This is a genomic window from Treponema peruense, from assembly GCF_016117655.1.
In the GTDB taxonomy this organism is placed as follows: domain Bacteria; phylum Spirochaetota; class Spirochaetia; order Treponematales; family Treponemataceae; genus Treponema_D; species Treponema_D peruense.
Genome location: NZ_CP064936.1, coordinates 1,563,643 through 1,588,203, shown reverse-complemented (window position 1 = coordinate 1,588,203; position 24,561 = coordinate 1,563,643). Strand labels below are relative to the sequence as shown.

Sequence of the window (24,561 nt, the reverse complement as noted above, 5' to 3'; positions counted from 1 at the left end):
ACATCACTTACAAATGCCGGTGTAGCTCAGCTGGTAGAGCGGAGGACTGAAAATCCTTATGTCGTCAGTTCGATTCTGACCGCTGGCATTCCAAAGAGGTTGTTTTTGACAGCCTCTTTTTTTATGTCCGCAGTCCAGCTTAAAAACAAGTTCAATTCAAGTTCAATTCCCCAAAGCGCTTATTAATTCTTGTTAAACTTCCTTTCTTATTATATAATCTTAAGAATGAAATGGTTGATATTGGCATCTGATTTAAAAAATAAGGATTTAAAACCTGTAGAAGACTTTCTGGACAGAACATCAATTTGTGAAGTAGAGGAATTCTTTTTTTCTGGAACAATGGATTGTGCAGAGCTTGAAAAATGTATGAACTGTGTTTCAAAGGCAACCCACTGCATAATCGTTGACGGTTCTTCGTTGCAGAAATCTTCTGACTATAATTTTATTCTCGGGTGTCTGTCCGGCAAGGGGGTGCGTACTTTTATTCATGCAGATTCCCTTTATAACCGGCGTTATGAAGTTCTGGACAGAAGCAAAAGTTCGTTTCTGCAGTGCTTTGACACAATGGAAGATCTTCTGGATGTAATTCAGGAGGATTTTATTGCCTACGAAACAGAAGAAAACCAGAAAAACGCCCTTGTTAAACTCATGACGATGGGAATTCCGTTTACGGCAGACAGTTTTGCATACTATCTCGAACATGACAAAAAAGACGTGTGTGAATTGTTCTTTCAGGCCGGAATGCTTATGAGTGCCTTTACTTCTGAAGGTGTTCCTCTTTTGTGCTGTGCAACAAGAAGTGACTGTACAGAAGAAGTTGAATGGCTTCTGGCAAACGGTGCAGACATCAATGCCGTGTCAAAGGACCGCGGTTATTCTGCCGTAATGGATGCCGTCTGGAGAAAAAATTTTGACCTGACAAAGCTTCTTATAAAAAGGGGAGCCGATCTTGATTTTATAAGTTCTGACGGCCAGCCAATTCTTGTTCTTGCAGTAGGAAACGGAAACATTAAGATAGTAAAACTTCTGCTTGAGTCCGGTGCAGATGCCGACGCTAAGGACAGCATGGGTATGAGTGCCCGCGAATATGCCGTTCTGTTCAAAAATCAGGAAATGATTGAACTTATGAAAAAATATCCTCCTGCGGAGAAAAATTGCAATGAATAAAAGTGATTGTGCCATAAAAATAGTATTTGCCGGCGGCGGAACCGGTGGCCATATTTACCCAGGAATTGCAGTTGCAGATGAACTTGTAAGGCTTGCCGGTACTCAGGGTAAAAGCGTAAAAATTTTCTGGATTGGAAACCAGTCCGGAATGGATAAAGATATTATAGAAAAAAATCTTTCTTCTGAAGGCGGCAGTATAGATTCCTTCTACGGAATTCCATGCGGAAAATTAAGACGGTATCTTTCGCTTAAAAATTTTACCGATATATTTAAAATTATTGCAGGCTTTGTGAAGTCTCTTTTTATTCTTGCAAAACTCAGACCCGATGTGCTTTTTTCAAAGGGCGGTTTTGTGAGCGTTCCCCCGTGTGCGGCTGCAAAAATTCTGCATATTCCGTATTACACGCATGAATGTGACTTTACTCCGGGACTTGCTACCAGAATAAACAGCAGAGGTGCAAAGTCCATTCTTCTTTCGTATGAGCGTACGGCCGGATATTTAAAGCCGTCTTTGCGTTCAAAATGCATTGTTACGGGAAACCCCGTGCGTCCTATTTTCTATGAGGACAATTCAGCAAAGGGGCTTGAGTTTCTTAAGATAGAAAAAAAGACAAAACCTGTTCTGCTGGTTCTTGGCGGAAGTCTTGGTGCACGCCAGATTAACAGTCTTGTCAAAGAAAATATAGGCTGGCTAAAGGAACGCTTTGTTGTTGTTCACCAGACCGGTGCGGCCTTTGCTTCTGAACACCCCGAAATTATGCTTATTGATGACGATTCATATAAGCCTTATTCTTTTATATACAAGGAAATGCCTTATGTTATCCAGGCTGCTGACGTTGTTCTTTCACGCTCGGGGGCCAATTCTTTGTGGGAATGCGCCGTCTGCGGAAAGCCCATGGTACTTGTTCCGTTGTGCGGTTCGGGAACACGCGGCGATCAGGTAGACAATGCACGTTTCTTTGAACAGAAAGGATGTGCCCTGGTTCTTGCAGGCCCCGATGCAGATTCAGCCCATTTAAAAAAAGCACTCGAAGAACTTTCTGACGAAAACAAACGTGTAGAGTGTTCAAAAGCCTGTCTTGAACTTTGCGCAAAAACCAGTAGTGCAGCCATAATTGCACAAACAATTCTTGGGGGAATATAATGCCGTTTGCCGTGATTGATTTGATTTTTTTTGGAATAATCCTGTTTGCTGCCATTGTTTGCATGATAAACGGATTCATAAACGAAATTTTCGGAAAGGCAGCACCTTTTCTTTCTATATGGATTTCGCTTCTTCTATACAAAAATCTTGTGACGCCGCTTGAAACTTACATAAAGATTCATGTTCTTGCAGTTATTCTTTCGTTCCTTATCTTCTTTATAATTTCATTCGTTATCTTTAAGATTGTCCAGCAGATTATAAAGAATATTTTTGGCGGACACATTTTTCTTCAGCTCGACAGATTTCTGGGCTTTGTAATAGGCATTGTTGAAGGGCTTGCCGTTATTGGAATTATAATTATTGTTCTTGTAGTTCAGCCGTGGTTCCCGACAGACAGTCTTTTGGACGGAAGTTTTTTTATGCGCATTTTCAGCCCGTTTCTTTCGGTTCCCATTAATGCAATTTCTGAGAAGATAACAGATGCAACCGCTTTTGTTCAGGTGGAAAAATGTTTGACAATGTGCTGAACCAGAGCGCCGCAGACCTTTTAAGTTCTGACATTAAGAGTGCAAAGCTGCCGGGCGCGATACTTTTTTCGGGACCGGAATCTTCGGGAAAACTTACAACAGCCCTTGAAACAGCCCGCGTCCTGTCCTGCCGCGGCAAAGTTCCCGGCGCGTGGAACTGTACATGCCCCAGTTGTTTAAGGCACAAAGCTATGGTAAGCCCCAATGTACTTGTAGCAGGGCCTGGTGACTGTACACTCGAGATTTCTGCCGCAAGAAATACGCTTCTTTTTCAGAATGCACAGAATTCAAGTCATCTAGAGGCAGCACGCTATCTTTACATTCGCGCTGTAAGAAAACTTACCGTAAGGTTTAGCCCTGTTTTGTGGGAAGGTGAAGACAAGCTTGCAAAGTTTACGCCGCTTATTCAGGCTATAGATGAAAACCTGGAGCTTTTGTCGCCGGGACGGACGCTTCCCGACGGTGATGAACTTGAAAAAATACTTGACGAAATAGACAAAAACTGCGAAAAACTGGAATCCTCCTTTTTGTACGATTCGCTTCCTGTTTCGCAGATAAGAAATTTTTCTGTATGGGCACATCTTACGTCAAATACAGGAAAAAAAGTTCTTATTATAGAAAATGTCGATCGCATGGCAGACAGCTCACGCAATGCGCTTTTAAAAATACTTGAAGAGCCGCCCGAAAACACAATGTTTATTTTAACGACGGCAAAAAGAGGGGCTGTTCTTCCTACAATCCTTTCGCGTGTAAGAACATACAATTTTTTTGAACGCACGGTGGAACAGCAGCGCAATGTTGTTACAAGAGTTTTTCATTATGTTCCGTTTGCAGGCGATGCCCCCGTGGAAAGTGTAAACGGCTTTCTGCAGACATATCTTCCGGTAAAACCTGAACTTGTCAAAGAATATGCAGCTTCTTTCTTTAAGATGCTTTCTGAAGGCCATGTTCCTGACACTGTTTCTGTCTGCGCGGGATGCCTGCGTTTTGAGCCGAGGGTTCTGTTAAAAATTTTCCTTCAGGAAATAGTTGAGTGCCAGAAGCCGCTTTCAAAAACCGCAGCCGGTGCCGAGTGTTCTGCGCGCATAATGGCCGCTGTAAGAAAAGCATATAACGATGTTTCTGTATACAACCAGAACCCCGAGGCCGCGCTTGAAGTTCTTGCAAGAAGCGTACTTCAGGTAAACCATCTGAGCGGGGGTGTTATTCAGGAGATTTTTGCATGACAGATTTTGTAAAGAAGGTTTCAGAAAAAATACCAAAGCTTTCTACCGAACAGGTCGGAATGCTTTTGAATTCTCTGCGTTCAGAAAATGACACACTGGTTTCAATTCTGGAAAGCCTTTCAACAGGACTTATAATCGTAGACAATGACTGGCATATAATTCTGGTTAACAAGGCCGCAGAACGCAATATTCCGTTAAGTGTAAGGGCGCGTGACAAAAACGAAGCAATTCCAATCTGGGAACTCATTGACGATACATCAATTGCAGATTTTCTCAAAAAAAGTGCCGAAAAGCAGAATACAAATACCGGCGAAGAATTTTCCATTGCTAACGATGACAAAGTAAAATTTGTGATGCTGACACTTATTCCTCTTGTAACAGGAGAAACCATAGGCGGAACAATTATTTCTGTCAACGACATAACTGAACGCCGCAAGCAGGAAATTCTTATTCACAGAATGGAAAGCCTTGCAAGTCTTACAAACCTGGCAGCTTCTGTTGCACATGAGATAAAAAATCCGCTTGGGGCAATAAGCATTCATATCCAGCTTCTTCAGAAAGCAATCAAAAAGTCGCGTGAAACAGACGGAATGCTGCCTGACGAAAAGTTTATGGAAAAATATCTTTCGGTAGTCAACGAAGAAATTGACAATCTTAATAAAATAGTTCTGGACTTTTTGTTTGCCGTGCGCCCTGTACAGACAAATCTTGAACTTCTGGAGCCCGATTCAATAGTAGAAAAAACGATGGACTTCTTTATGCCTGAATTTGAAAGCAAGAGCATTAAGACAGACGTAAATCTTTGCAAAAACAGTCCGCGGCTTCTTATTGACCAGAAACTGCTCAGGGAAGTGCTTGTCAATCTTGTGCAGAATGCCCTTGCAGCGATGGTTTCACGGTACCAAAACAATTCCGGCGGTAAACTTGTCGTGCGTTCCCTTGTCAAAAGTGAAAAATATATTCTTACGGTTGCAGACAACGGAATAGGAATGGATGAAAAAACTTCCGAACGTATTTTTGAGCCGTACTATACGACAAAGGCAGACGGAACCGGGCTTGGACTCACGATGGTTTACAAAATAATCAAAGAGTTCCGCGGGGACATCAATGTAAAATCTGTAGAAGGAAAAGGTACTGTTTTTACTATTTCAATTCCGGTGCCTCAAAACGGAACAATGCTTCTTTCTTCAGGCGGGGAATCAGATAAAAAATGAAATTTACAATTCTAATAATTGATGATGAAAAAAACATACGCGAAGGGCTTGCTGCAAATTTTGAACTCGAAGAATACAATGTCAAAACAGCAGCCAGTGGTGAAGAAGGACTCAAACTCATTGAACGAGGGGACATAGATCTTGTCATAACAGACCTTCGTATGAACGGAATAAGCGGCGAAGAAGTCCTTAGAAAAGTCACGGCAGAAACACCGGGAATTCCTGTAATTATACTTACGGGACACGGAAGTATAGATTCTGCAGTAGATGCAATGAGGCACGGAGCTTACGATTTTCTTACGAAGCCGCTTAATCTTGACCAGCTGGACATGATTGTAAAGCGTGCCCTGGAAAGCCGTGAAATGAGCCTGCAGCACCAGCAGTTAAAAAAAGAAATAGAAGGCGAAAATGTCCTGAGCGGAATGATTGGAAAGTCCCAGGCTATGCTTAAGATAATGGAAACTATAAAAAAAGCGGCATCTTCCAAGGCAAACGTGCTTATTACAGGCGAAAGCGGTGTTGGTAAAGAAGTTGTCGCCAGGGCAATACATGAACTTTCGCCCCGCAAAAACAAGACAATGATAAACGTGCACTGCGCGGCACTCAGTGAAACGCTCCTTGAAAGCGAACTGTTCGGACATGAAAAAGGTGCATTTACAGGAGCCGACCATCTTCAGAAAGGGCGCTTTGAACTTGCACACGGAAGTACGATTTTCCTGGATGAAATAGGCGAAATAAACCAGAATGTACAGATAAAAATTCTTCGTGTGCTTGCTGAACGAAAGTTTGAGCGTGTAGGCGGTGAACAGACAATAGATGTAGACGTCCGTGTAATTGCAGCTACCAACCGCAATCTCGAAGAAGAAATAAAAAAAGGAAATTTCCGCGAAGATTTGTACTTCAGGCTTAACGTAATTCACATACATGTACCGCCGCTGAGAGAACGCAAAGACGATCTTCCTTTACTGATGGCTTCTTTTCTGGAAGAATTCAACCGCGAAAACTCAAGGTCCATAAAAGGAGTAGACAGCAGGGCAAAGTCTGCCATGTTCAAATACGACTGGCCTGGAAACATACGTGAACTTCGCAACTGCATGGAAAGTGCCGTGGTAATGTGTTCGGGTGATGAAATTGGACTGGACGACCTGCCACCTTCTATTAGCAGGAGTGCAGGAACAGAAAGCATAGTTATTCCCCTTGGAATAACGCTTGATGAAGCAGACAAAGTTATTGTACAGCAGAATCTTGCGGCAAACAGAAACAACAAAAGCAAGACAGCAGAAATTCTTGGAATAGGTCGCAAGACCCTTCAGAGAAAAATTGTGGACTGGGGAATAGAAACGCCGGAGAATGCCGATGAGCTCGGAGACAATGTATGACAGACTCGGTGATTTACTGAGCAAAACCCTCGAAACAGGCTTTGTAAAAACCGCCGCCCCCGGTAAAAAAGTGAAGGACGGCGCGCGCAAAAAAAATACAGAACAAAAGCTCCGTTCCGCGGCAGAACAAAACCAAACCGCCACCCGTCGTGAGAACACCGCCAATCGTCGCGAAAACACCTCCACCCGCCGTGAGAACACCGCCAATCGTCGCGAAAACACCGCCACCCACGAAAACAGACAGTCTTTCGTATACCATTCTGCCGTAAAAAAAATCACCCCCGAACTGGCGCGCGCCTACAGGCTTTTGGGCATAACATTCAGCGCCACAACAGAAGACGTAAAAAAAGCATACAAAGAAAAAATAAAATACTACCACCCTGACCGTCATACCGTAAATGCCGTAATGCAGAAAATTGCAACAGACAAGACACGGCAGGTTGTAGAAGCTTTTACCCTTATAATGAAATTCCTTGAACAATAAAAAAGGCGGAACCAAAGCCAACCTCCAAGCTCTGATTCCGCCAAAAAAAGCAGCTAAAGATAATTCGAAAATTTAAATAACAGTTCCGTTGGGAATTACTGCACCTTTTCTGATTACAATTATTCCGTCTGCACTGTAGAAAAGACCGTGGTCTCCGTCTTCGTATTTTCTTCCGCTAACATTTATACAGCAGTTTTCGCCAATGTGGGCGTTTTTATCAATAATGGCTTTGTTAATCTTACAGTTTTTGCCGATTCCAAGATTCGGGACACCTTTTGCCTTGTTGTCTTTCTTTGCAGCTTCTGTCTCGTAGAAGTCGGCACCCATCATTATAACGCCTTCAAGATCACAGCCTTCATTGATTACGGAACGAACACCAATTACAGAATGCTGAATGCGAGAATTGGTTATTACACATCCTTCGCTTGCAAGGGTAGAAACCATTTCTGCATGATTTATTTTGCTTGGCGGAAGATTTCTCATGTGTGTATAAATAGGCTTGTCTTCGTCATAGAAGTTAAACTGCGGAATAGGATTTGTAAGGTCAAGTGTAGCTTCATAGAACGAACGTATTGTTCCGATGTCTTCCCAGTAGCCGTTAAAAATGTAGCTGCTTACTTTCTTTGACTTTATTGCCATTGGAATAATTTCTTTTCCAAAGTCATTGTAGTCATTGTTAAGCATTTCTTCCATTGTGTCGGCATCAAAAATATAAATACCCATCGAAGCAAGGTATTCGAGATTTGAAGGAAGTTCAGGCTCCCTCGCAGCTTCTGGAATCTTCCAGTCGTCAATGTTCATGTCCTTTGCAGGCTTTTCCATAAATGCAGTAATTGTGTTTGACTCGTCTACCTGCATTATTCCAAAGCCCGAAGCATCACTTCTGTTTACGGCTTTTGCAGCAATTGTGATGTTTGCGCCGCTCTTCAAGTGCTGGTCCATGAATTTCTTAAGATCCATGCGGTAAAGCTGGTCGCCCGAAAGAATAATATAGTGGGTAGGGCGCTGTACCTTAAAGTGACCGAAGTTTTTTCTTACGGCATCTGCGGTTCCTTCGTACCAGCCTGAATGTTCCAGTGTCTGTTCTGCAGCAAGAATTTCTACGAAACCGCGACTGAAACGGTCAAAATTGTAGGAATTGATAATATGAAGGTGCAGTGAAGCAGAGTTAAACTGTGTAAGAAGATAAATCTTTTTGTAACCGCTGTTGATGCAGTTTGAAATAGGAATATCTACAATACGGTACTTGCCACCGAAAGGTACCGCAGGTTTTGATCTTTCTTTTGTAAGGGGGTAAAGACGTGTACCTTTTCCGCCTCCAAGAATAATGGCCAGAACTCTTGGCTCTTCGTAATTTTCAGATGACATATTATTAAATTCCTCCTGAGTTTCTATCGTGGAAGAACCGAGAATTATTGAACTTCCATATAAAAAATTATAAATCTGTTTGGGGAATTTTGCAACAAAAATGTGCGATAATGTTCTATTTAAATACTTTTTTACACGGTTTTAATTCCACCGTTTTCAAGCACTTTAAGAAAATCTTTTTCCTGCATGGGCTTTGCGTAATAGAAGCCCTGGGCAATATCACAGCCAATCTTGCGCAGAAGATCCGACTGGATTTTTGTTTCAACACCTTCTGCAACTGTTGTAATATTCAGTTTTTTTGCCATTTCTATTACCGACGTAATTATTATGCTTTCCTTCGTATTTTCGGGAACGCTCGAAAGAAATTCCTTATCCAGTTTTATTACGTCTGCCGGCATATCCTTAAGAATATTGAGTGAAGAATAACCTGAACCAAAGTCATCTACAGAAACCTTGAATCCGGCTTCTTTGAGGCTGTTTATTACATTTATAAGTTTCTTTTTGTTGTCGAATACAATTCCTTCTGTAAGTTCAATTTCCACACTGTTGGGGCCAATGTCATACTGCGATGCAATTTTTTTAAGGGTCGGTGTAAGGTTTGAATTGTACAGATTGTATCGCGAAAGGTTGAATGAAACGGTTATAGGTTCGCCGAATGTTTTTGAACGGCTGTTTTTATTCCACGAGTCCAAAAAGCTGCATACATTTTGCAGAACATATTTGTCTATCTTCTCAATAAAACCGTTATTTTCAAACAGCGGTATGAATTTTCCAGGTAAAAGGAATCCCTTCTGCGGATTGTTCCATCTTATGAGCGCTTCTGCACCTATAACTTTATCGTCGGAAAATCTTATTTTCGGCTGGTAGTAAACTTCAAATTCCCTGTTTTCTATAGCCTTGTTCATGGAAAGCGTAAGTTCACGGTTCCAGTCGTTTTCGGTTTTCATTTCTGTCGTGTATTCCATTACGCGGTGTGTGGCATAGGAATTTTTGCCCAGTTTCTGCGCCTGGTTTGCCTTGTCTATCATGCCGCTGATGTCGGCATTGGGCGCGTCTATATAGTAAACGCTTGAACTGAACGTAAGATTGTAGCGTTCTGGCAGAAGTTTTTCTATATGGTCATCGACTTTTGACATTTTGAATACTCTGTCTTCGAGTTCCCAAAAGTCCGGGCTTTTCATGAAAAAGACAAAGTCATCGGCATAATAGCGGCATACAAGTTCGTCTTCACGTTTTTCTCCCGCAAAATGTTTTCCAAGTTCGGTAAGAATTTGGTTTCCTTTTGAAACGCCGAAACTGTCATTTATAAGCCTGAAGTTGTCTATGTTTATTGAAAGAATAAGATATTCCCTGGGTTTTGCATTTTTAAGAATGGCACGGGCATCGGTTTGAAACTTGTTGAAAGTAGACATACCGGCAATTTCGTCATATTCAATGATGCGTGTTTTTTTCTTGAGCAGCAGAATAAGAAACAGTGAAATGAAGAATACAAAAACAAGTGTGACTGTAAGGACAATCCGTAGTATGCTGTTTTCTTTTTTCTGCTTTAAGTCCTGAAGTGTATGCTCTGAACGAAATTTAAGCTCCTCTTCAAATACAACTGTAGTCAATTCTTTCCAGTTAATGGTTTTAAGTACTTTGTTGAAAATGGGGACAAGTGTTTTTGCATAAGGTTCGCGTATTCCGAATTTCTGGTAATAATTTATGTCCAGTGGAACAATCTTGCAGTCTTTTACAAAGTTTGCATACGAAAGTTCAAACTGTCCTATAATAATAAAGTCTGTTTTACCTTTTATGAATTTATCCAGAACTTTTACCGGGTCTTCACTTATTTCAAAAACAGTTCCCTGCGGAAAATATCTTTTTATTTGATTCTGTTCCGTAAGGCTAAAGTCGGCAAGACATATAGTATCGCCTTTTTTTGGAAGCCGGTCACTTCTTGAAACAAGATAAATTGCAGAAGTGTAGATTCCTTCTGTGTATTTTATCTGGCTGGAAGGTGGAATTCTGTTTGTGTAACCCATGATTATCTGGGCTGTACCTTCCTGAATATAACGTATGCTTTCCTGATAGTTTTTTGTAGGAATATACTGGGGCTGAATCCCGATTTTTCTGCATACCGCGTCAAGAATTGACTTGTTAATACCTGCGTATGTTTTGTTCCCGGCAGAATCTGTCTTTAATATTTCAAAAGGTGGCCATGACGGGTCGCCTACAATCTTAAGTGTAGGGTTCAAATTTATAAACTGTATTTCTTCCTGAGTAAATGTTATTTTCTGTGGCTGTTCGTTTTTTGAAATTGCCGGGGACGGAAAAATTGTCTGAGCCTTAAGTGGTGCGTTGTTAATCAAAAAAATCGCCGCAATTGCTGCAATGTGAAGTAAAGTCTTTGTTGTAACGGATTTTCTTTTCATAAGTGTAGTTTAATTTTCATTATAAGTCTGAAACAGAAATAATTCAAGACTTATTTAAGCATTTTGGTGCTGTTATGGGGCTGTATTTTTATTTCTGAATCCGCAAATTCATTCCTGTACAGGCAGTACTGTCAAAGCTAAAAAAAAATCTTAAATGCCACGGCGAAATTCCGATAATGTATATGAGGTAGTTATGATAAGAGGTTGGTACATCGGGGCAAGTGGAATGAATGCCCAGCAGAACAGACTGGATGCAATTTCCAATAATATCGCAAATGTTGATACTACGGGATATAAAAAAGATATTCCTGTAAGCAAATCGTTCAGCGATCTTCTCCTGAGGCGCACTGCTGCAGACGGAGTGTACGAAACTCCGTTCGGTTCGGCAGATGCAGCACCGATCATAGGCGGAATAGGGCTTGGGGTAGAAACAAACGAGCTTTATACTGACTTTGAACAGGGATCATTCAAATCTACAGAGACAAAAACAGACTTTGCACTTTCTGGCGAAGGCTTTTTTACAGTACATACACCTGCAGGCGAGCGCTATACCCGCAACGGAAACTTTGTTCTTGGAAAAGAAGGCATTCTTCTTACAAAAGACGGGTACCCGCTTATGGGTGAAAACGGACCGATTCATGTAGAAAACGACAAATTCTTTCTTAATGAAGACGGCCTCATTTATTCTGCCGAAGACAACACTCTCATTGACCGGGTTAAAATTGTAAGATTTGACAACGAGCGCTACCTAAAAAAAGTCGGAAACTCCATGTGGACAGAAACCGACATTTCAGGACCTTCACATATTGCCGAAGGTGACGAGCGGCCGCGTCTTCTGCAGGGTTATACCGAAACAAGCAATGTCAATATCGTTAACGAAATGGTTCAGATGATAGAAATAAACAGAGCTTATGAAGCAAACCAGAAGAGTGTTCAGACCCAGGATACGATGATGGACACACTGTGGTCAAAGGTTGTGACTGTCAACAGGTAATTTACGGGCAGAACTGAAAACTAATTTTTAAGGCAGGGTAATTTTATGGTAAGAAGTTTATGGAATGCGGCAACCGGAATGAACGGCCAGCAGGCAAATATAGATACAATTTCGAACAATCTTTCCAATGTAAATACAACCGGATTCAAGCAACACCGTGTTGAATTCGAAGACCTTATGTACCAGACTGTAAAGCTTGCGGGAACTCCGGCTACAGAAGATACTGTTACACCGGTGGGCCTTCAGATGGGAAGCGGTGTTAAAGTAGGCGCAACGCAGCGCATTATGGCACAGGGATCGCTTCAGGCTACAAATGTAGATACAGACGTTGCTATTGTTGGTGACGGATTCTTTCGCGTGCAGCAGTACGACGGAAGCTGGGCCTACACAAGGGACGGTTCTTTTAAAGTAGACTCAACAGGCCAGCTTGTAACTGCAAACGGTCTTCGTGTTATGCCCGAAATCATTATGCCCGAAGGATTCCAGCTTGAAACACTTGCAATAAGTGATGACGGCCGCGTAAATGTAAAGGTAAACGGTGAACTTGATCCTGTTCAGGTTGGACAGCTTGAACTTTACAGGTTTCCCAATGCCGTTGGTCTTGAAAATACAGGGGACAATCTTTATAAAGTAACAAACGCTTCGGGTGAACCAATTGCAGGACGACCCGGATTTGAAGGAATGGGAATTACAAAACACAAGTTCCTTGAAATGAGCAATGTTTCTGTTGTTAACGAAATGGTTCAGATGATTGTTGCCCAGCGCGCCTATGAGTTCAATTCAAAAGCTATTCAGACAAGCGACAATATGCTTCAGACTGCAGCAACTTTAAAGCGCTAAGGGTAGGTTAAAATATGGCTGTTAACGGACTTTCAGGACTTGGAATAACGGGAACCCTTTCCAATGGGGTAGAATCTGTAAGAAACGCACGCAGGGAAGGAGAAGAAAACAAATTTCTTTCACTTGTACGCGAAATGTCTGCAAAAAGTGATTCCAGTGACAAAACTGTGTCCGGAGTGTCTTCGTCCCAGATTCAAAGGGGACGCAGGCTTAACGGCGACTATACAAACGGCTTTTACAATGCCTTTACTTCTGAGTCAGACAAAAATGCTGCTCCAAAAGGATTCGCCGCAAATTCCGCTTCCAAAGGTTCAAAAAAAATTACCATAGACAAAACTTCGGAACTTTACGAACAGTCACTTGAACTCGAAAATTACATGGTAAAGATGATGCTTTCTTCAATGCGCAATACAATCCAGAAAAGCGATCTGCTCGGAAAAGAAAATTCCTATGCGCGTGACATGTATGAAGATATGATGTACGACAACGTTGCCGAGTCAATTACAAAAAATGCCGGTCTTGGACTTGCAGACCAGATTTACATAGAAATGGCGGGACTGCGCTGATATATCTGCATTAACTTCCATAAAATGCAAAAATGTTGTAATCTGTTTGTATTATGACTAACGAAAAAACACTTCCCGAAAATCTAAGGGGAGTTCACTTCCACTTTGTAGGAATAAAGGGAACCGGAATGGTTGCACTTGTGGAAATTCTTAATTCCCGCGGTGCAAAAATTACCGGCAGTGATGTTTCTGAACATTTTTATACCGACGACGTTCTTGATTCACTTGGAATAAAAGCACTTCCTTTTTCCCGAAGCAATATTACACCTTCTGTAAATTACGTAATTTATTCAAGCGCATATTCTGCAGAAAAAAATCCCGACCTTATTGAAGCTGCATCCCGCGGTATTCCAATGATGCTTTACAGCGAGGCCCTGGGTGCAATAAGCAGAACGGCATACAGCTGCGGTGTCTGCGGTGTTCACGGCAAAACTACAACTACAGGTCTTTGCGGTACTATTCTTGAAGATTTGGATCTTCCTTCGCAGGTTCTTGCAGGAAGTGTAATTGCTTCGTTCGGCAATTCTTGTACAATGACGTCTCCGTTGTGCAAATCTTCTGACCATCATTATTTTGTTGCCGAAACATGCGAGTATCAGCGTCATTTTATGGCTTTTTTTCCGCAGAAAATTATTCTTACTTCAGTAGAAAGCGACCATCAGGATTATTACCCGACGTACAATGACATAAGGGATGCTTTTGTAGACTACATAATGCGTCTTCCTCACGGCGGAACTTTAATTTACTGCGCAGACGACAAGGGTGCATGCGAAACTGCAGAGATTGCCCGTTCAAAAAGAAGCGACATACGTTTTATTCCGTATGGCGAAAAGGCACAGGGCGATTATTCCTTAAAAATTGGAAAGGTAAGCGCCGGAAAACATGCGTTCAGTCTTGCCTGTACAGGTGAATTAAGCATACGTGTTCCTGGAGACCACAATGTAAGAAATGCCGCTGCAGCCGTAGCACTTTGCCGTGAACTTCTTGCAGAAGACAAAAAAAATCCAGCGGACTATACAAAAAAAATTGCCGCTTCACTTGAAAAATTCCGCGGCGGTAAAAGACGCAGCGAAATTGTTGCCCGCGCTGTTTCTCCATGCGGACAGGAAATTATTGTAATAGACGACTACGGCCATCACCCGACTGCGGTTGCTTCTACACTGGCAGGCTACAGGGACTTTTACCGCGGACACAAAATAATTGTAGACTTTATGAGCCACACTTATACTAGAACGGCGGCACTTCTGGATGAGTTTGCTTCAAGCTTTTCTTCTGCAGACAGCGTAATCATAAACAAAATATATGCCAGTGCCAGAGAAGACGCGAGTGCTGCGCCGGTTACAGGAAAAATTCTTGCAGAACATACAGCAAAAAAACACCCCGACGTAACATATGCCGCCGAATTTGAAGAAGCGGCTGAGTGTGCGCTTAAAAAACTTTCTGTTCCCAGCGGCCCCAAATATCCCGACGGATACGTTTTTGTAACAATGGGTGCCGGTGACAACTGGAAGGCAGGAAAACTTCTTTTAGAAAAGCTTAAGAATTTAGGATGCGAGGTTAAATTATGAACAGCATGACAGGCTACGGCTACAAAGAAACAGTCGTTGACGGAACTCAGGTAAGTGTAGAAATCCGCTCGGTAAATTCAAGGTTTATGGACCTTAATGTAAACATTCCTTCCTACCTTAACTCACTTGAAGCAAGAATACGCTCTTTGGTTACAGAAAGCATTGCACGCGGCAAAATTGATCTGAGCATCCGTGTGCGCGACTTGAACTCTACGGCAACGGTAACAGCAGATCCCAAGGCTGCAAAAATGTATTATGACGCAATTTCGCAGATAGCAGATGCAATTGGTCTTCAGAAAGAAAATATTCCGCTTTCACTTGTTGTCGGGCAGGAAGGCGTCCTTAATGTCTCGCACGATTATGATGCCGAAGTTTACTGGAATAAAATAAACGGAATACTCGGTGAAGTTCTGGCGCAGTTTGTTTCTGACAGAAAGCGTGAAGGTGAAAATCTAAAGGCCGATCTTCTTGCTAAACTTGACGTGCTTGACTCGTGCGCCGCTTTCTTTAAGGAATGGCAGCCCAAAATGGAAGAAAAGTTCCGCACTCAGATTGAAGGCCGTTTTAGAGAACTTCTTGGAGACCATGCCGACGAAAACCGCATAATGGAAGAAACAGCGGCAATGCTTGTAAAATATACAATAAATGAAGAAATTATACGTCTTGCAAGCCATCTCAAGGCACTCAGAAAGGAATTCCTTGAAAATCCTGTTCCGGGAAAGCGCATTGACTTTATATGTCAGGAAGCAAACCGTGAAATAAACACAATCGGCAGCAAAAACCAGTTTACAGAAGTCGGCGCAATGGTAATAAAAGCAAAGGATGCTCTTGAAAACATACGCGAGCAGTCCAAAAATGTTGAATAAAGTTGAATAAAGGAAGTTCGTTATGAAAAACTATGCAATTCCCGAAGGCAAAGAGCTTAGAATCGCCATAAGCGGAAGGTCTGGCTGCGGCAACACAACTGTAAGCACTCTTCTGGCGCAGAAGCTCGGTGTAAAACTCATTAACTTTACGTTCAGACAGCTTGCGGCCGAAAAAAATCTTACTCTTGCGCAGGTAATAGAAAATGCAAAAACAGATGACAGTTATGATGTTACCGTAGATACACGGCAGGTAGAACTTGCCAGAAGTGAAAGTTGCGTTTTGGGAAGCCGCCTCGCAATATGGATGCTTAAAGAGGCAGATCTTAAAGTCTATCTCATAGCAGATGATGATGTAAGGGCAAAAAGAATCCTTAACCGCGAAGGAGGGGATATTGAACAGATCAAGGCGTTTACAGCCATGCGCGACAGTGAAGATTCCCGCCGCTATAAAAAACTTTACGGAATAGACAACAGTGACTATGCTTTTGCAGACATGAAAATTGACACTGCAAAATATACTCCGGAGCAGATTGTTGAACAAATCCTTTCCGAACTGGAACAACGCGGTTTGGTAGACTAAAAAAAGCGGCTGTCCCCCTTATAAGACAGCCGCTTTTTTATGAACTCAATATTTTTTGTCTGCGTAGCCAATCCAGCCGTCATTTTCTATGAGAGCCTTTTCAAAACCTTCCAGGTTGAACGGGTAACTCTTTGAAAGTGAACCGGCAATAAGCTTGACTTTCCATGTTCCGTCTTCTTTCTGCTCAATCTTACATTCTGTATCTTTGCTGGCAAATGTATGGAACATATCTTCTATAGTTTTTTTGTCAAGATCAAGAGCAAGAAGGCCGCAGTTGTACATGTTCTGTCTGAAAATGCGTGCAAAATTTACTGCTATAACACAGTAGATTCCGTTTACCTCAAGGGCCCACGGAGCATGTTCACGGCTGGAACCGCAACCGAAGTTCTCGCGTGTAATGATAACTTTTTTTCCGGGAACGTCTGTCTTGGGATTAAATCCTTCAAGCTTTAAATCTTCCAGAAGATAGGGAGCCAAAGCCTGCTTGGTATTTTCCGTAAGATATTTTGCTGGAATAATTTCGTCAGTATTAATGTCTGAGCGGTCCAGAAAAAGAACTTCACCACCGAACTGTTTCATAGCTTTCCTCTTTGTTAATTTCATATATTGTAACTCCTGTGAACCAAGAAAAACTCAGTTCACGGAGCCGCAATGCGCATTTAGCCTCTGTAAAGGCTTGAATTTGTTATTGTACCTGCAATTGCTGTAGCTGCAGCCGTAGCCGGGCTCATAAGGTGAACCATTCCGCCTTTGCCCATGCGTCCGTTAAAGTTTCTGTTTGTGGTAGAAGCACAGACTTCACCTTCTGCAAGAACACCGTTGCTCATTCCAAGACAGGCACCGCAGGTTGGGTTTGTAACACAGAAACCTGCATCCATGAAAATGTCAATGAGACCTTCATCAAGAGCCATTTTGTAAACCTTTGGTGTTGCAGGAGAAACAATTCCCCTTACGCCGTCTGCAATCTTGTGTCCCTTAAGAATAGAAGCGGCAACACGAAGGTCACTTATTCTTCCGTTGGTGCAGCTGCCGATGTAAACCTGATCAACTTTTGTTCCCTTCATGTCAGAAACAGCTTTTATCTGGTCAGGCTTATATTCAACAGTACAAACAGGAGCAAGATTTGACAAGTCAAAAGTGTAAATTTTTTCATATTCTGCATCTGCATCATCATTCCACTTTGAATATTCAGCAAGGGCTGCTTCTTTTGATGCAAATTCATCCTGAATGAACGGCCAAAGGTATTCTACTGTTGTCATATCAGGAAGGCAGATACCGCTTGTTGCACCGGCTTCTACAGCCATGTTGCAGATTGTCATGCGCTCTTCCATTGAGAAGGCATCTACTATGGGTCCTGTAAATTCAACTACGCAGTTTGTAGCTCCGTTTACACCAATCTGACCGATAAGCCAGAGAATTACGTCTTTGGCAAAAACGCCTTCTTTAAGTTTTCCGTTAAGAACAAATTTTATTGTTTTTGGCTCGCGGAATGAACATACTCCTTTAAGAATTCCTACTTCAAGGTCAGTTGTTCCGACTCCTGCTGCAAATGCACCGAAAGCACCGTGTGTACAGGTATGGCTGTCTCCCATGATTACTGTAAAGCCCGGTCTTACAAAGCCTTTCTCGGGGAATATGGCATGGCATACACCGTTGGCTCCTATGTCAAAGAAGTCCTTTATGTCGTTTCTACGTGCCCATTCGCGCAATATTTTTTCCTGCATTGCACATTTGCTGTCTTTTGCAGGTGTAACATGGTCTATTACTGCCTTGATTTTTGTGCTGTCAAAAACCCTGTCTTTTCCTCTTTCTACAAGGTCGTTGATGGCAATAGGGGTTGTTATTTCGTGGCAGAATACACGGTCCAACTTAAGAATATTTGTTCCTTCAAACGGCTGCTCAACCATGTGAGCGGCAAAAATTTTCTGTGCTATTGTTTTTCCCATAGGTTACCTCTTTTCTGTAAAAACTTAAATACTACTGAAGTTTATACAGTATTTATAAAACTGTCAATATTGAAAACTACATCAAAAACAGTAATGTGTTTGTCTTAACTTACTACGTTCTGTGGGCAGCCGGCAATAAAACAGCGTATGTTTGCTATTACAATGTCAAGAAGTCTCTGTCTGGTTTCTGTTGCAGCCCACGCAATGTGCGGAGTTAAAAGGCAGTTGGGTGCACCAAGAAGGGGATTGTCTGCTTTCATTGGCTCTTCGCTGACTACATCTGCGGCATAACCTGCTATTCTGCCTGTGTCAAGGGCTTTTCTTACGGCATTTTCGTCAACAAGGGCACCTCTTGCAGTGTTTATGATTACTGCAGTTTCTTTCATGAGTGAAATGTTCTTTTCATTGACTATTCCGCGCGTTGCCTCTGTCAAAGGTGCATGGAGAGTAAGAAAATCTGACTGTTTGAAAAGCTGTTCTGCATCTACAGGATTTTCTATAAGTGGATTCGGGGTTCTTGTACAGACAATTGTACGCATTCCGAAAGCTTTTGCTATTGATTCAACCCTTGAACCTATGCTGCCGTAGCCAAAGATTCCGAGTGTTTTGCCGTCAAGTTCGACCGGAGCGTGCTTCCAGTAACAGAAGTCTTTGCTTTTTACCCAGTCACCGGCCATAACACTTGCCGAATGTTCTGCTGTTTTACATGCAAATTCGAGGATGAATGCAAATGTAAGCTGAGAAACGCCTGCCGTACTGTAAGTCGGAACGTTTGTTACCGTAACATTGTGGCGTCTGCATGCTTCGAGGTCAATCACATTGTAGCCGGTTGCCTGTACGCCGATGTAGCGCAGGGAGGGGCAGGCCGCAAGTATTTCTTCTGTAATGTTTATTTTGTTAAGAAGAACTGCATCGCTGTCTCCTATTCTGGAAACAACATCTTTTTGTTCTGTACGCGGATATACTGTTACTGAACCGAATTCTTCAAGCGGTTTCCAAGACAAGTCGCCCGGATTAAGCGCATTGCCGTCAAGAATTGTAATTTTCATAGACAAAATTCAGCCGAGTGCAATGACACCGGTAGAACTGATTGCGTTGTTTATAGCGTCTTCTATACCGGCAACACTTTCGTCAAAGTCTACACAGACCTGGCATTTGGCTGCAGATGATACTACGGAAGCAACTCCGGCTACAGCTTTTACTGCCTCATCTACTTTTGCCGCAGTTGAATCATCATCCATTCCAGTTACATAAATCTTCTTTTGCATCTGTTAGCTCCCGCAAAAAATCAATAGTTACATTATAATCATGAACAGTGAAATTTTCAAGAGAGTTTTTTGCAGTTGTGTAAGGATACGTTTAAAGTTTAATTTTTCTGTTCTTTGCCGGAATCGCAATTTTTGTTATGCTGCGAAACCGAACGTCCCAACTGGCCGCATGCACCGCCTATTTTTACACCGCGGCGTGTTCTCATGCTTACGTTAAGGCCGGCTTTTTCAAGCAACTGTACAAAAAAGCGGCATTCATTCTGTGAAGGAGTCTTGAATTCCATTCCTTCAACAGGGTTCCACGGAATAAGGTTGATGTAAACGTCCATTCCCGAAGCAAATTCTATAAGACGCTGTGCACTTTCTTTTGTCGTGTTTGTTCCGGCAAGAAGTGCTGCTTCAAGTGTGACGCGCTTTCCTGTTTTGTTTATATAGTAGGCAATGGCTTTTTTTAGTTCCGGTAGCGGGTTCCCGAGTGTAACAGGCATAAGTGTTTTTCTGAGTTCTTCGTCGGCCGTAGTAAGGGAAACAGCAAGTCTCATGGAAGGTCCGTTGTCTGCAAGATCGTAAATTCCTTTTGTGAGCCCGCATGTACTTAGAGTAATTCTTCTGGAACTGAGTGCGCGCCCGTCTTTGCTGGTAAGAATTTCCACGGCCTTTCTTATTGAAGAAATGTTCTGGAGCGGTTCACCCATTCCCATAAAGACAATGTTGTCCAAGGTTCCGGCTTCTTTTTCCATAAGAAGGAATTCTTCTACAATTTCGCCTGCCGTAAGGTTTCTTCCTAAACCAAGTTTTCCTGTCTGGCAGAAGGCACAGCCCATTGCACAACCGGCCTGGCAGCTTACACACGCCGTTTTTCTTCCTTCGCGGTCAGTCAAAAGAACAGTTTCTATTGCACGCCCGTCTTTGAGTGTTATCTGAAGCTTTATTGTTCCGTCGGGATCGTGAAGAGCCTTTGACACTTTTGAAGTATAAATGCACGCTTTTTCTGAAAGGGCTGCACGCGTGGTTTTGTCAAGATTTGTCATTGCGTCAAAAGAAACGGCACCTTTTGAAACCCAGCTGAATATCTGCTTTCCCCTAAAGGCCGGCTTTATTTCAAGCGCAGAACAAATTTCTGCAGGCAGAAGTCCCGTTATGGATATTTTTTCTTCCATGACTAGATTTTTCCTGCTTCGAATTTTTCAAGAAGTTCGTTAACGGCCTGGTTTCTTATTCCCTGTTTCTGGAAAGAACGGAGAGTCTCTGCTGCCTTGTCTTTTCTTCCTGTCTTCAAAAAGCAGTCGGCAAGGTCAATGTAAAGACGGTGGTTTTTTTTGTCATCGCGGATGAGTTTTTCAAGGCGTTCTATAGCTTCGTCAAATTTGCCTTCACCTTTGCAGATGAGTGCAAGACCAAGTGCTGCATAAATGTCAAAGTCTATGTCCATGGCACGGTTGTAGTAATCTGCAGCCGTCTTGTAGTCACCGGTATTTCTGTAAGCATCTCCTGCGCGTGTAAGAATTACTTTGTTTTTTGGGTCAAGCTCAAGAATTCTGTTCCAGTATTCAATGGAGCGGAACTGCTGGTTCATTCCCCTGTAGCAGTCGGCAATTCCGAAGAGGGCATAGAAATTTTTGGGGTCCATTTCAAGTGCGTGCTCAAAGTAAATAAGCCCCTTATCAAAAGACTTGAGTTTTCTGTGGCAGTTTCCTATTGAAGTCAAAACCCTTATGTCTGTATGTTCGGGATTTGCTTCGAGCATTTTTGTCCAGTAAAAAAGTGCGTCCTTGTATTCCTTGAAGTCATAGTGCAGGTGACCAAGACCAATTAGGGCGTAGGCATTGTTTTCTTCCATTTCAAGAACCTTGCGGTAAAGTTCCTTTGATTTCTTGAAGTCTCGGATTTTTCTGTATGCATCGGCAACCCTGGTAAGAACCGTTATGTTGCCGTCATCGTGAACAAGATACTGTTCCCAGATAGCAATGGCTTTATGATAATTGTTGAGGGCTTTGTAGCAGTCCGCCAGACCGAACAGGGCATAATTGTTTCCAGGGTGATAGGAGAGACATTTTGTGTAGTAGTCTATTGCGTTTTTGTAGTGGGCCTGCTTGCGTTCACTGTCACCGAGTCCTACAAGAGCGTAGTTGTTGTTTTCTTCTATATCAAGAATCTGTCTGAAACTGGCAACGGCTTCGTTTGTTTTGTTGTCTTTAAGAAGATTGTAGCCTTTTTTTGACAGTTCGCTTATTTCTGAAGCTGTCGAATCATCTGCCTTCGGGGGGTCGAATTCAGAGGCTTCTGTCATGTCAAACAGAACGTCATTTTTTTTAATTTCACTCACTTTTTTCTTCTCCCATGTGTTTTTAACTACATTTTCAGCATTGCGGAAACCGTTCCGGCAATTTGTTTTATTATAGGTTCACTTTTTCTTTTGTTGTGGGCAAGAAGATACAGCCTTAATGCCTTTATAAATTCGGATTTTTTTTCATAAACGCCGCCGACTCTTGTAAGTCCGTCAGAATAGCCAGTTGTAATGAATATGCGTTCTGCAAGATCGGTCTTTCCTTCATTAAATAATGCGTTTGCCTTTCTGTTGAGTGCAACTTTCTGCTGGTCAGACAACTCCTGTAGTGGCGCGTCTGTAGTTTTTATAAAACCAAAAGAGCTGTTTTTGTTGTCTATCTGCTTTTTTAAATCATTATTCATTATTATAATTGTAATTGTATATGGTCATTTGTCAAGTTTCAATTTTCTGAATCTGGTGAATTTTGTTCAACTTTATAGAAATTGACAATTGAACGGCCGTATATGCGCTTGTCGGTCAGAACAAGATTTTCGATTTTGTCCGGAAGCGCGTCTTCTGCAGGGTAGTGGATCATCAGTGTTCCGCCGTCAGAAAGCAGGTTGCGTTTTGCTGTTGTTTCTATGAGTTCCTGTCTGAATTTGTACGGAAAAGGCGGGTCAAAGAAGATGTAGTCGTAGCGTTTTTTGCATCTTTTTAGAAAAAGTTCTACGGCCATAAAATGACATTTTACCCTTACACCGATTTCTTCTGCCATTTTAACGTTGTTGAATACGGTTTTTGCCTTGGATTTGTCCATTTCGCAGAGAGTAACTTCTGTTGCTCCGTGTGAAACTGCTTCAAGCGCTATTGTTCCAGACCCGCTGAAAAGGTCCAGAAAAGATTTTCCGGGAAGATCACGTCCTATTATGTCAAAGAGCGACTCTCTCATTCTGTCCATGGCCGGGCGTATTGCCATTTTTCCGTTTGGTGTGTCTGTGTAGCGGCCTTTTAGTTTTCCTCCGGTAATTCTCATTTGGCGCTCTCCGGTGCTGAATTCAAAAGCCAGTAAGAGTTGTCGTGTTCAAGGCTGTCATTGAGTTTTGCGTAGTCAAAGGCCATCTTTCCCGAACTGTCCCTTAATTCAGTCTTTGCACCTGCGTCAATAAGCTGCTGTATTATTTTTGTAGACTTTCCGTACTGGGCTGCATAGATAAGAGGTGTTTTTCCTTTCCAGATGCGGTTTACAGGGACTTTCATATCCAGAAAGAGCTGCACTTTTGCCTGGCGCGCGTGTTCCGGGACATTTTCTCCTGTGATTGAAAGAATAAACGCTTTGAAAACTTCATCTTCGTAGTTGTTTCTGTTTTTAAGAAGCATAGCCAGTATGTCGGGGTTTTTTGAATAGTCCGCGGCAAGAAGCAGGGGTGTTGTGTTGTACTTGTTTCTTACCCTTATGTGTGCGCCGCTTTTGATAAGTGTTTCTACAAGGGAAGCGTTGTTCTGGTACCTTACTGCATACATGAGTGCCGACCATCCGTCTGCGTCACGTTTCTGTACATTTGCACCGCTCTGGATAAGCTTTTTTACGTCCCAGTCGTTTCCGGCCTTTGCTGCTTTCATCAAAAGTGTAACGCCGTTTTCGTCTGCACGGTCAGGGTTTTCTATAATAGTGGGCTTTTTTTCTTCTGTATTGCTTTCCTCTTCATCTTCTTCGGCATAGTCATAGAGAAAAGTCTGTGTGTACTGCTTTATCTGGTTTTTTCTTTCTGAAGGAGATAGTTTTTCCAGATGTGCAGGCGTTGTTTCAGGTACAGCAGCAGTTTCTGTTTTTGCGGCAATATCTTTTTTGATTTTGTTCTGTGTTTCCGGCGGAATATTGGCTGCAGGTTTTTCAACAACCGGATTAACGGTAACTGCCGGCGCTGTTTTTGAAGCGGTGTTTTCGGCAGAAACCCTTGGAACTGTTTCTTCATCTGTTTTTTCTGCAGCAGGAGAAACGGAAATATTTTGTGCGGTTGCAGAAGAAGCGTCTGCCGGTTTTGAAACTGTATCTTCTGCGGGAATAGCGGGCGTGTCTTTTTCTGCCGCGGCCTGTGTTTCAGAAGCAGACTGTTCCGGCTGGATTTCCTGTGTTTTTTCTGCAGGCTTAAAGGTTATTTCTGCCGTAAGTCCTTTTTCATGCAAAGCATCTTCTTTTGCAGACGGGTCGGCTGCATAGCTGCACAAAAGTTCGTATATTTCTTTTACAGGATTGATTTTTGCATAATCGTAAGCAGTTTTTCCGTTTTTTGCCTTTGCTGTAAGACGTTTTACCCTTGAAGATTTGAAAAGGGCACCGGCTTTTATTACTTCATTTACCGTGTCGGCAGAAGAACAGAAATTTGCCGCATACATTACCGGAGTGCGCCCGTCTTTTGCCTTTGCCGTGGGGTTTGAACCTGCCATAAGACAGAGTTTTATTATTTTGACAGGCCTGTCGCTTGAAAGGGCAAGCATGAGAAAGGTTTCCCTGTTTGAACCGAATACCTGTGTTGCAAGCCTTGAGTTGTACGAAAGTTCTTTTTCTATTTCTTTTTCGCTTCCGGTCGCTGCGAGCTGCATATAGTCGTTTTTTTCTGCTGCAAAAAGAACGTATGCAACAGAAAAAAGCGCCAGAATAAGTACTGTTTTTTTTATGCTGAATTTTTCCATATCCTTAAAATTATAAGGCAGTTTTTTAGAAAAAACAATAGGAAAAAACG

Annotated in this window: 24 protein-coding genes and 1 tRNA gene; 14 read left to right on the top strand and 11 right to left on the bottom strand. The window is 42.3% G+C overall.

Annotated elements, in window-relative coordinates:
- Nucleotides 1-15: 15 nt before the first annotated feature.
- From IWA51_RS07435 to IWA51_RS07400, 8 genes are all read left to right on the top strand, one after another.
- A tRNA-Phe gene (locus IWA51_RS07435) sits at nucleotides 16-88 on the top strand.
- Between the two features lie 137 nt (nucleotides 89-225).
- Nucleotides 226-1,167: an ankyrin repeat domain-containing protein gene (locus IWA51_RS07430; protein WP_198441962.1), complete on the top strand. Its 942-nt coding sequence runs from the start codon at nucleotides 226-228 to the stop codon at nucleotides 1,165-1,167.
- The gene (locus IWA51_RS07425; RefSeq protein ID WP_177528829.1) at nucleotides 1,160-2,311 is read left to right on the top strand and encodes a UDP-N-acetylglucosamine--N-acetylmuramyl-(pentapeptide) pyrophosphoryl-undecaprenol N-acetylglucosamine transferase; all 1,152 of its coding nucleotides are present in this window, start codon (nucleotides 1,160-1,162) and stop codon (nucleotides 2,309-2,311) included. The genes IWA51_RS07430 and IWA51_RS07425 overlap by 8 nt, the downstream gene beginning before the upstream one ends.
- The gene (locus IWA51_RS07420; protein WP_198441961.1) at nucleotides 2,311-2,838 is read left to right on the top strand and encodes a CvpA family protein; all 528 of its coding nucleotides are present in this window, start codon (nucleotides 2,311-2,313) and stop codon (nucleotides 2,836-2,838) included. The genes IWA51_RS07425 and IWA51_RS07420 overlap by 1 nt, the downstream gene beginning before the upstream one ends.
- Nucleotides 2,820-4,064: a DNA polymerase III gene (locus IWA51_RS07415; RefSeq protein ID WP_198441960.1), complete on the top strand. Its 1,245-nt coding sequence runs from the start codon at nucleotides 2,820-2,822 to the stop codon at nucleotides 4,062-4,064. Before IWA51_RS07420 ends, IWA51_RS07415 begins: the two co-directional genes overlap by 19 nt.
- Nucleotides 4,061-5,278 carry a two-component system sensor histidine kinase NtrB gene (locus IWA51_RS07410; protein WP_177528826.1) on the top strand — a complete coding sequence of 406 codons (1,218 nt, stop codon included), beginning with the start codon at nucleotides 4,061-4,063 and terminating at the stop codon, nucleotides 5,276-5,278. Before IWA51_RS07415 ends, IWA51_RS07410 begins: the two co-directional genes overlap by 4 nt.
- Entirely contained in the window at nucleotides 5,275-6,657 is a 1,383-nt protein-coding gene (locus tag IWA51_RS07405) for a sigma-54-dependent transcriptional regulator (RefSeq protein ID WP_177528825.1), read from the top strand. The genes IWA51_RS07410 and IWA51_RS07405 overlap by 4 nt, the downstream gene beginning before the upstream one ends.
- Nucleotides 6,635-7,141, top strand: a complete 507-nt coding sequence (locus IWA51_RS07400) for a J domain-containing protein (RefSeq protein WP_198441959.1) — start codon at nucleotides 6,635-6,637, stop codon at nucleotides 7,139-7,141. Before IWA51_RS07405 ends, IWA51_RS07400 begins: the two co-directional genes overlap by 23 nt.
- A 72-nt stretch (nucleotides 7,142-7,213) precedes the next feature.
- On the opposite strand, the gene IWA51_RS07395 is transcribed toward IWA51_RS07400, so the two are convergent.
- Both IWA51_RS07395 and IWA51_RS07390 read right to left on the bottom strand, forming a co-directional pair.
- Nucleotides 7,214-8,509, bottom strand: coding sequence for a glucose-1-phosphate adenylyltransferase (locus IWA51_RS07395; RefSeq protein ID WP_198441958.1), 1,296 nt, complete (start codon nucleotides 8,507-8,509; stop codon nucleotides 7,214-7,216).
- 131 nt (nucleotides 8,510-8,640) lie between these two features.
- On the bottom strand, nucleotides 8,641-10,923 hold the full coding sequence (locus IWA51_RS07390) for an EAL domain-containing protein (protein ID WP_198441957.1): 2,283 nt from the start codon (nucleotides 10,921-10,923) through the stop codon (nucleotides 8,641-8,643).
- A gap of 193 nt (nucleotides 10,924-11,116) precedes the next feature.
- Here IWA51_RS07390 and flgF point away from each other — a divergent pair, with 193 nt between their 5' ends.
- From flgF to cmk, 6 genes are read left to right on the top strand one after another with little or no spacing between them, the layout of a single operon-like run.
- Nucleotides 11,117-11,917, top strand: a complete 801-nt coding sequence (flgF, locus tag IWA51_RS07385) for a flagellar basal-body rod protein FlgF (protein ID WP_177528281.1) — start codon at nucleotides 11,117-11,119, stop codon at nucleotides 11,915-11,917.
- Between the two features lie 45 nt (nucleotides 11,918-11,962).
- The gene (gene flgG, locus IWA51_RS07380) at nucleotides 11,963-12,757 is read left to right on the top strand and encodes a flagellar basal-body rod protein FlgG (protein WP_177528282.1); all 795 of its coding nucleotides are present in this window, start codon (nucleotides 11,963-11,965) and stop codon (nucleotides 12,755-12,757) included.
- Between the two features lie 14 nt (nucleotides 12,758-12,771).
- Nucleotides 12,772-13,323 (top strand): rod-binding protein, encoded by a 552-nt coding sequence (locus tag IWA51_RS07375; protein WP_177528283.1) that lies wholly within the window; start codon nucleotides 12,772-12,774, stop codon nucleotides 13,321-13,323.
- 53 nt (nucleotides 13,324-13,376) lie between these two features.
- Complete coding sequence (gene murC, locus IWA51_RS07370; protein ID WP_198441956.1) at nucleotides 13,377-14,891, top strand: UDP-N-acetylmuramate--L-alanine ligase; 1,515 nt, start codon at nucleotides 13,377-13,379, stop codon at nucleotides 14,889-14,891.
- The gene (locus IWA51_RS07365; RefSeq protein ID WP_198441955.1) at nucleotides 14,888-15,757 is read left to right on the top strand and encodes a YicC/YloC family endoribonuclease; all 870 of its coding nucleotides are present in this window, start codon (nucleotides 14,888-14,890) and stop codon (nucleotides 15,755-15,757) included. The genes murC and IWA51_RS07365 overlap by 4 nt, the downstream gene beginning before the upstream one ends.
- Before the next feature lie 22 nt (nucleotides 15,758-15,779).
- Nucleotides 15,780-16,337 (top strand): (d)CMP kinase, encoded by a 558-nt coding sequence (gene cmk, locus IWA51_RS07360; RefSeq protein ID WP_177528286.1) that lies wholly within the window; start codon nucleotides 15,780-15,782, stop codon nucleotides 16,335-16,337.
- 45 nt (nucleotides 16,338-16,382) lie between these two features.
- Here the strand turns inward: cmk and IWA51_RS07355 are convergent, their stop codons facing one another.
- The 9 genes from IWA51_RS07355 to IWA51_RS07315 all read right to left on the bottom strand — a co-directional run bounded on the left by IWA51_RS07355 (nucleotide 16,383) and on the right by IWA51_RS07315 (nucleotide 24,511).
- Nucleotides 16,383-16,916: a 3-isopropylmalate dehydratase small subunit gene (locus IWA51_RS07355; RefSeq protein WP_177528287.1), complete on the bottom strand. Its 534-nt coding sequence runs from the start codon at nucleotides 16,914-16,916 to the stop codon at nucleotides 16,383-16,385.
- Between the two features lie 80 nt (nucleotides 16,917-16,996).
- On the bottom strand, nucleotides 16,997-18,283 hold the full coding sequence (locus tag IWA51_RS07350; protein WP_198441954.1) for a 3-isopropylmalate dehydratase large subunit: 1,287 nt from the start codon (nucleotides 18,281-18,283) through the stop codon (nucleotides 16,997-16,999).
- Between the two features lie 104 nt (nucleotides 18,284-18,387).
- Nucleotides 18,388-19,332 carry a D-2-hydroxyacid dehydrogenase gene (locus IWA51_RS07345; protein ID WP_177528289.1) on the bottom strand — a complete coding sequence of 315 codons (945 nt, stop codon included), beginning with the start codon at nucleotides 19,330-19,332 and terminating at the stop codon, nucleotides 18,388-18,390.
- 9 nt (nucleotides 19,333-19,341) lie between these two features.
- Complete coding sequence (locus tag IWA51_RS07340) at nucleotides 19,342-19,551, bottom strand: cation transporter (protein WP_198441953.1); 210 nt, start codon at nucleotides 19,549-19,551, stop codon at nucleotides 19,342-19,344.
- Nucleotides 19,552-19,649: 98 nt separating this feature from the next.
- Nucleotides 19,650-20,711: a dual-specificity RNA methyltransferase RlmN gene (gene rlmN / locus IWA51_RS07335; protein ID WP_177528291.1), complete on the bottom strand. Its 1,062-nt coding sequence runs from the start codon at nucleotides 20,709-20,711 to the stop codon at nucleotides 19,650-19,652.
- A 2-nt stretch (nucleotides 20,712-20,713) separates the two neighbouring features.
- Nucleotides 20,714-21,841 (bottom strand): tetratricopeptide repeat protein, encoded by a 1,128-nt coding sequence (locus IWA51_RS07330; RefSeq protein ID WP_177528315.1) that lies wholly within the window; start codon nucleotides 21,839-21,841, stop codon nucleotides 20,714-20,716.
- 62 nt (nucleotides 21,842-21,903) lie between these two features.
- A complete protein-coding gene (locus IWA51_RS07325) occupies nucleotides 21,904-22,242 on the bottom strand; it encodes a hypothetical protein (RefSeq protein WP_177528292.1) in 339 nt (112 codons plus the stop codon).
- Nucleotides 22,243-22,280: 38 nt separating this feature from the next.
- Nucleotides 22,281-22,853 (bottom strand): 16S rRNA (guanine(966)-N(2))-methyltransferase RsmD, encoded by a 573-nt coding sequence (rsmD, locus tag IWA51_RS07320; protein WP_198441952.1) that lies wholly within the window; start codon nucleotides 22,851-22,853, stop codon nucleotides 22,281-22,283.
- Nucleotides 22,850-24,511 (bottom strand): ankyrin repeat domain-containing protein, encoded by a 1,662-nt coding sequence (locus IWA51_RS07315; RefSeq protein ID WP_198441951.1) that lies wholly within the window; start codon nucleotides 24,509-24,511, stop codon nucleotides 22,850-22,852. Before IWA51_RS07315 ends, rsmD begins: the two co-directional genes overlap by 4 nt.
- Between the last annotated feature and the right edge of the window lie 50 nt (nucleotides 24,512-24,561).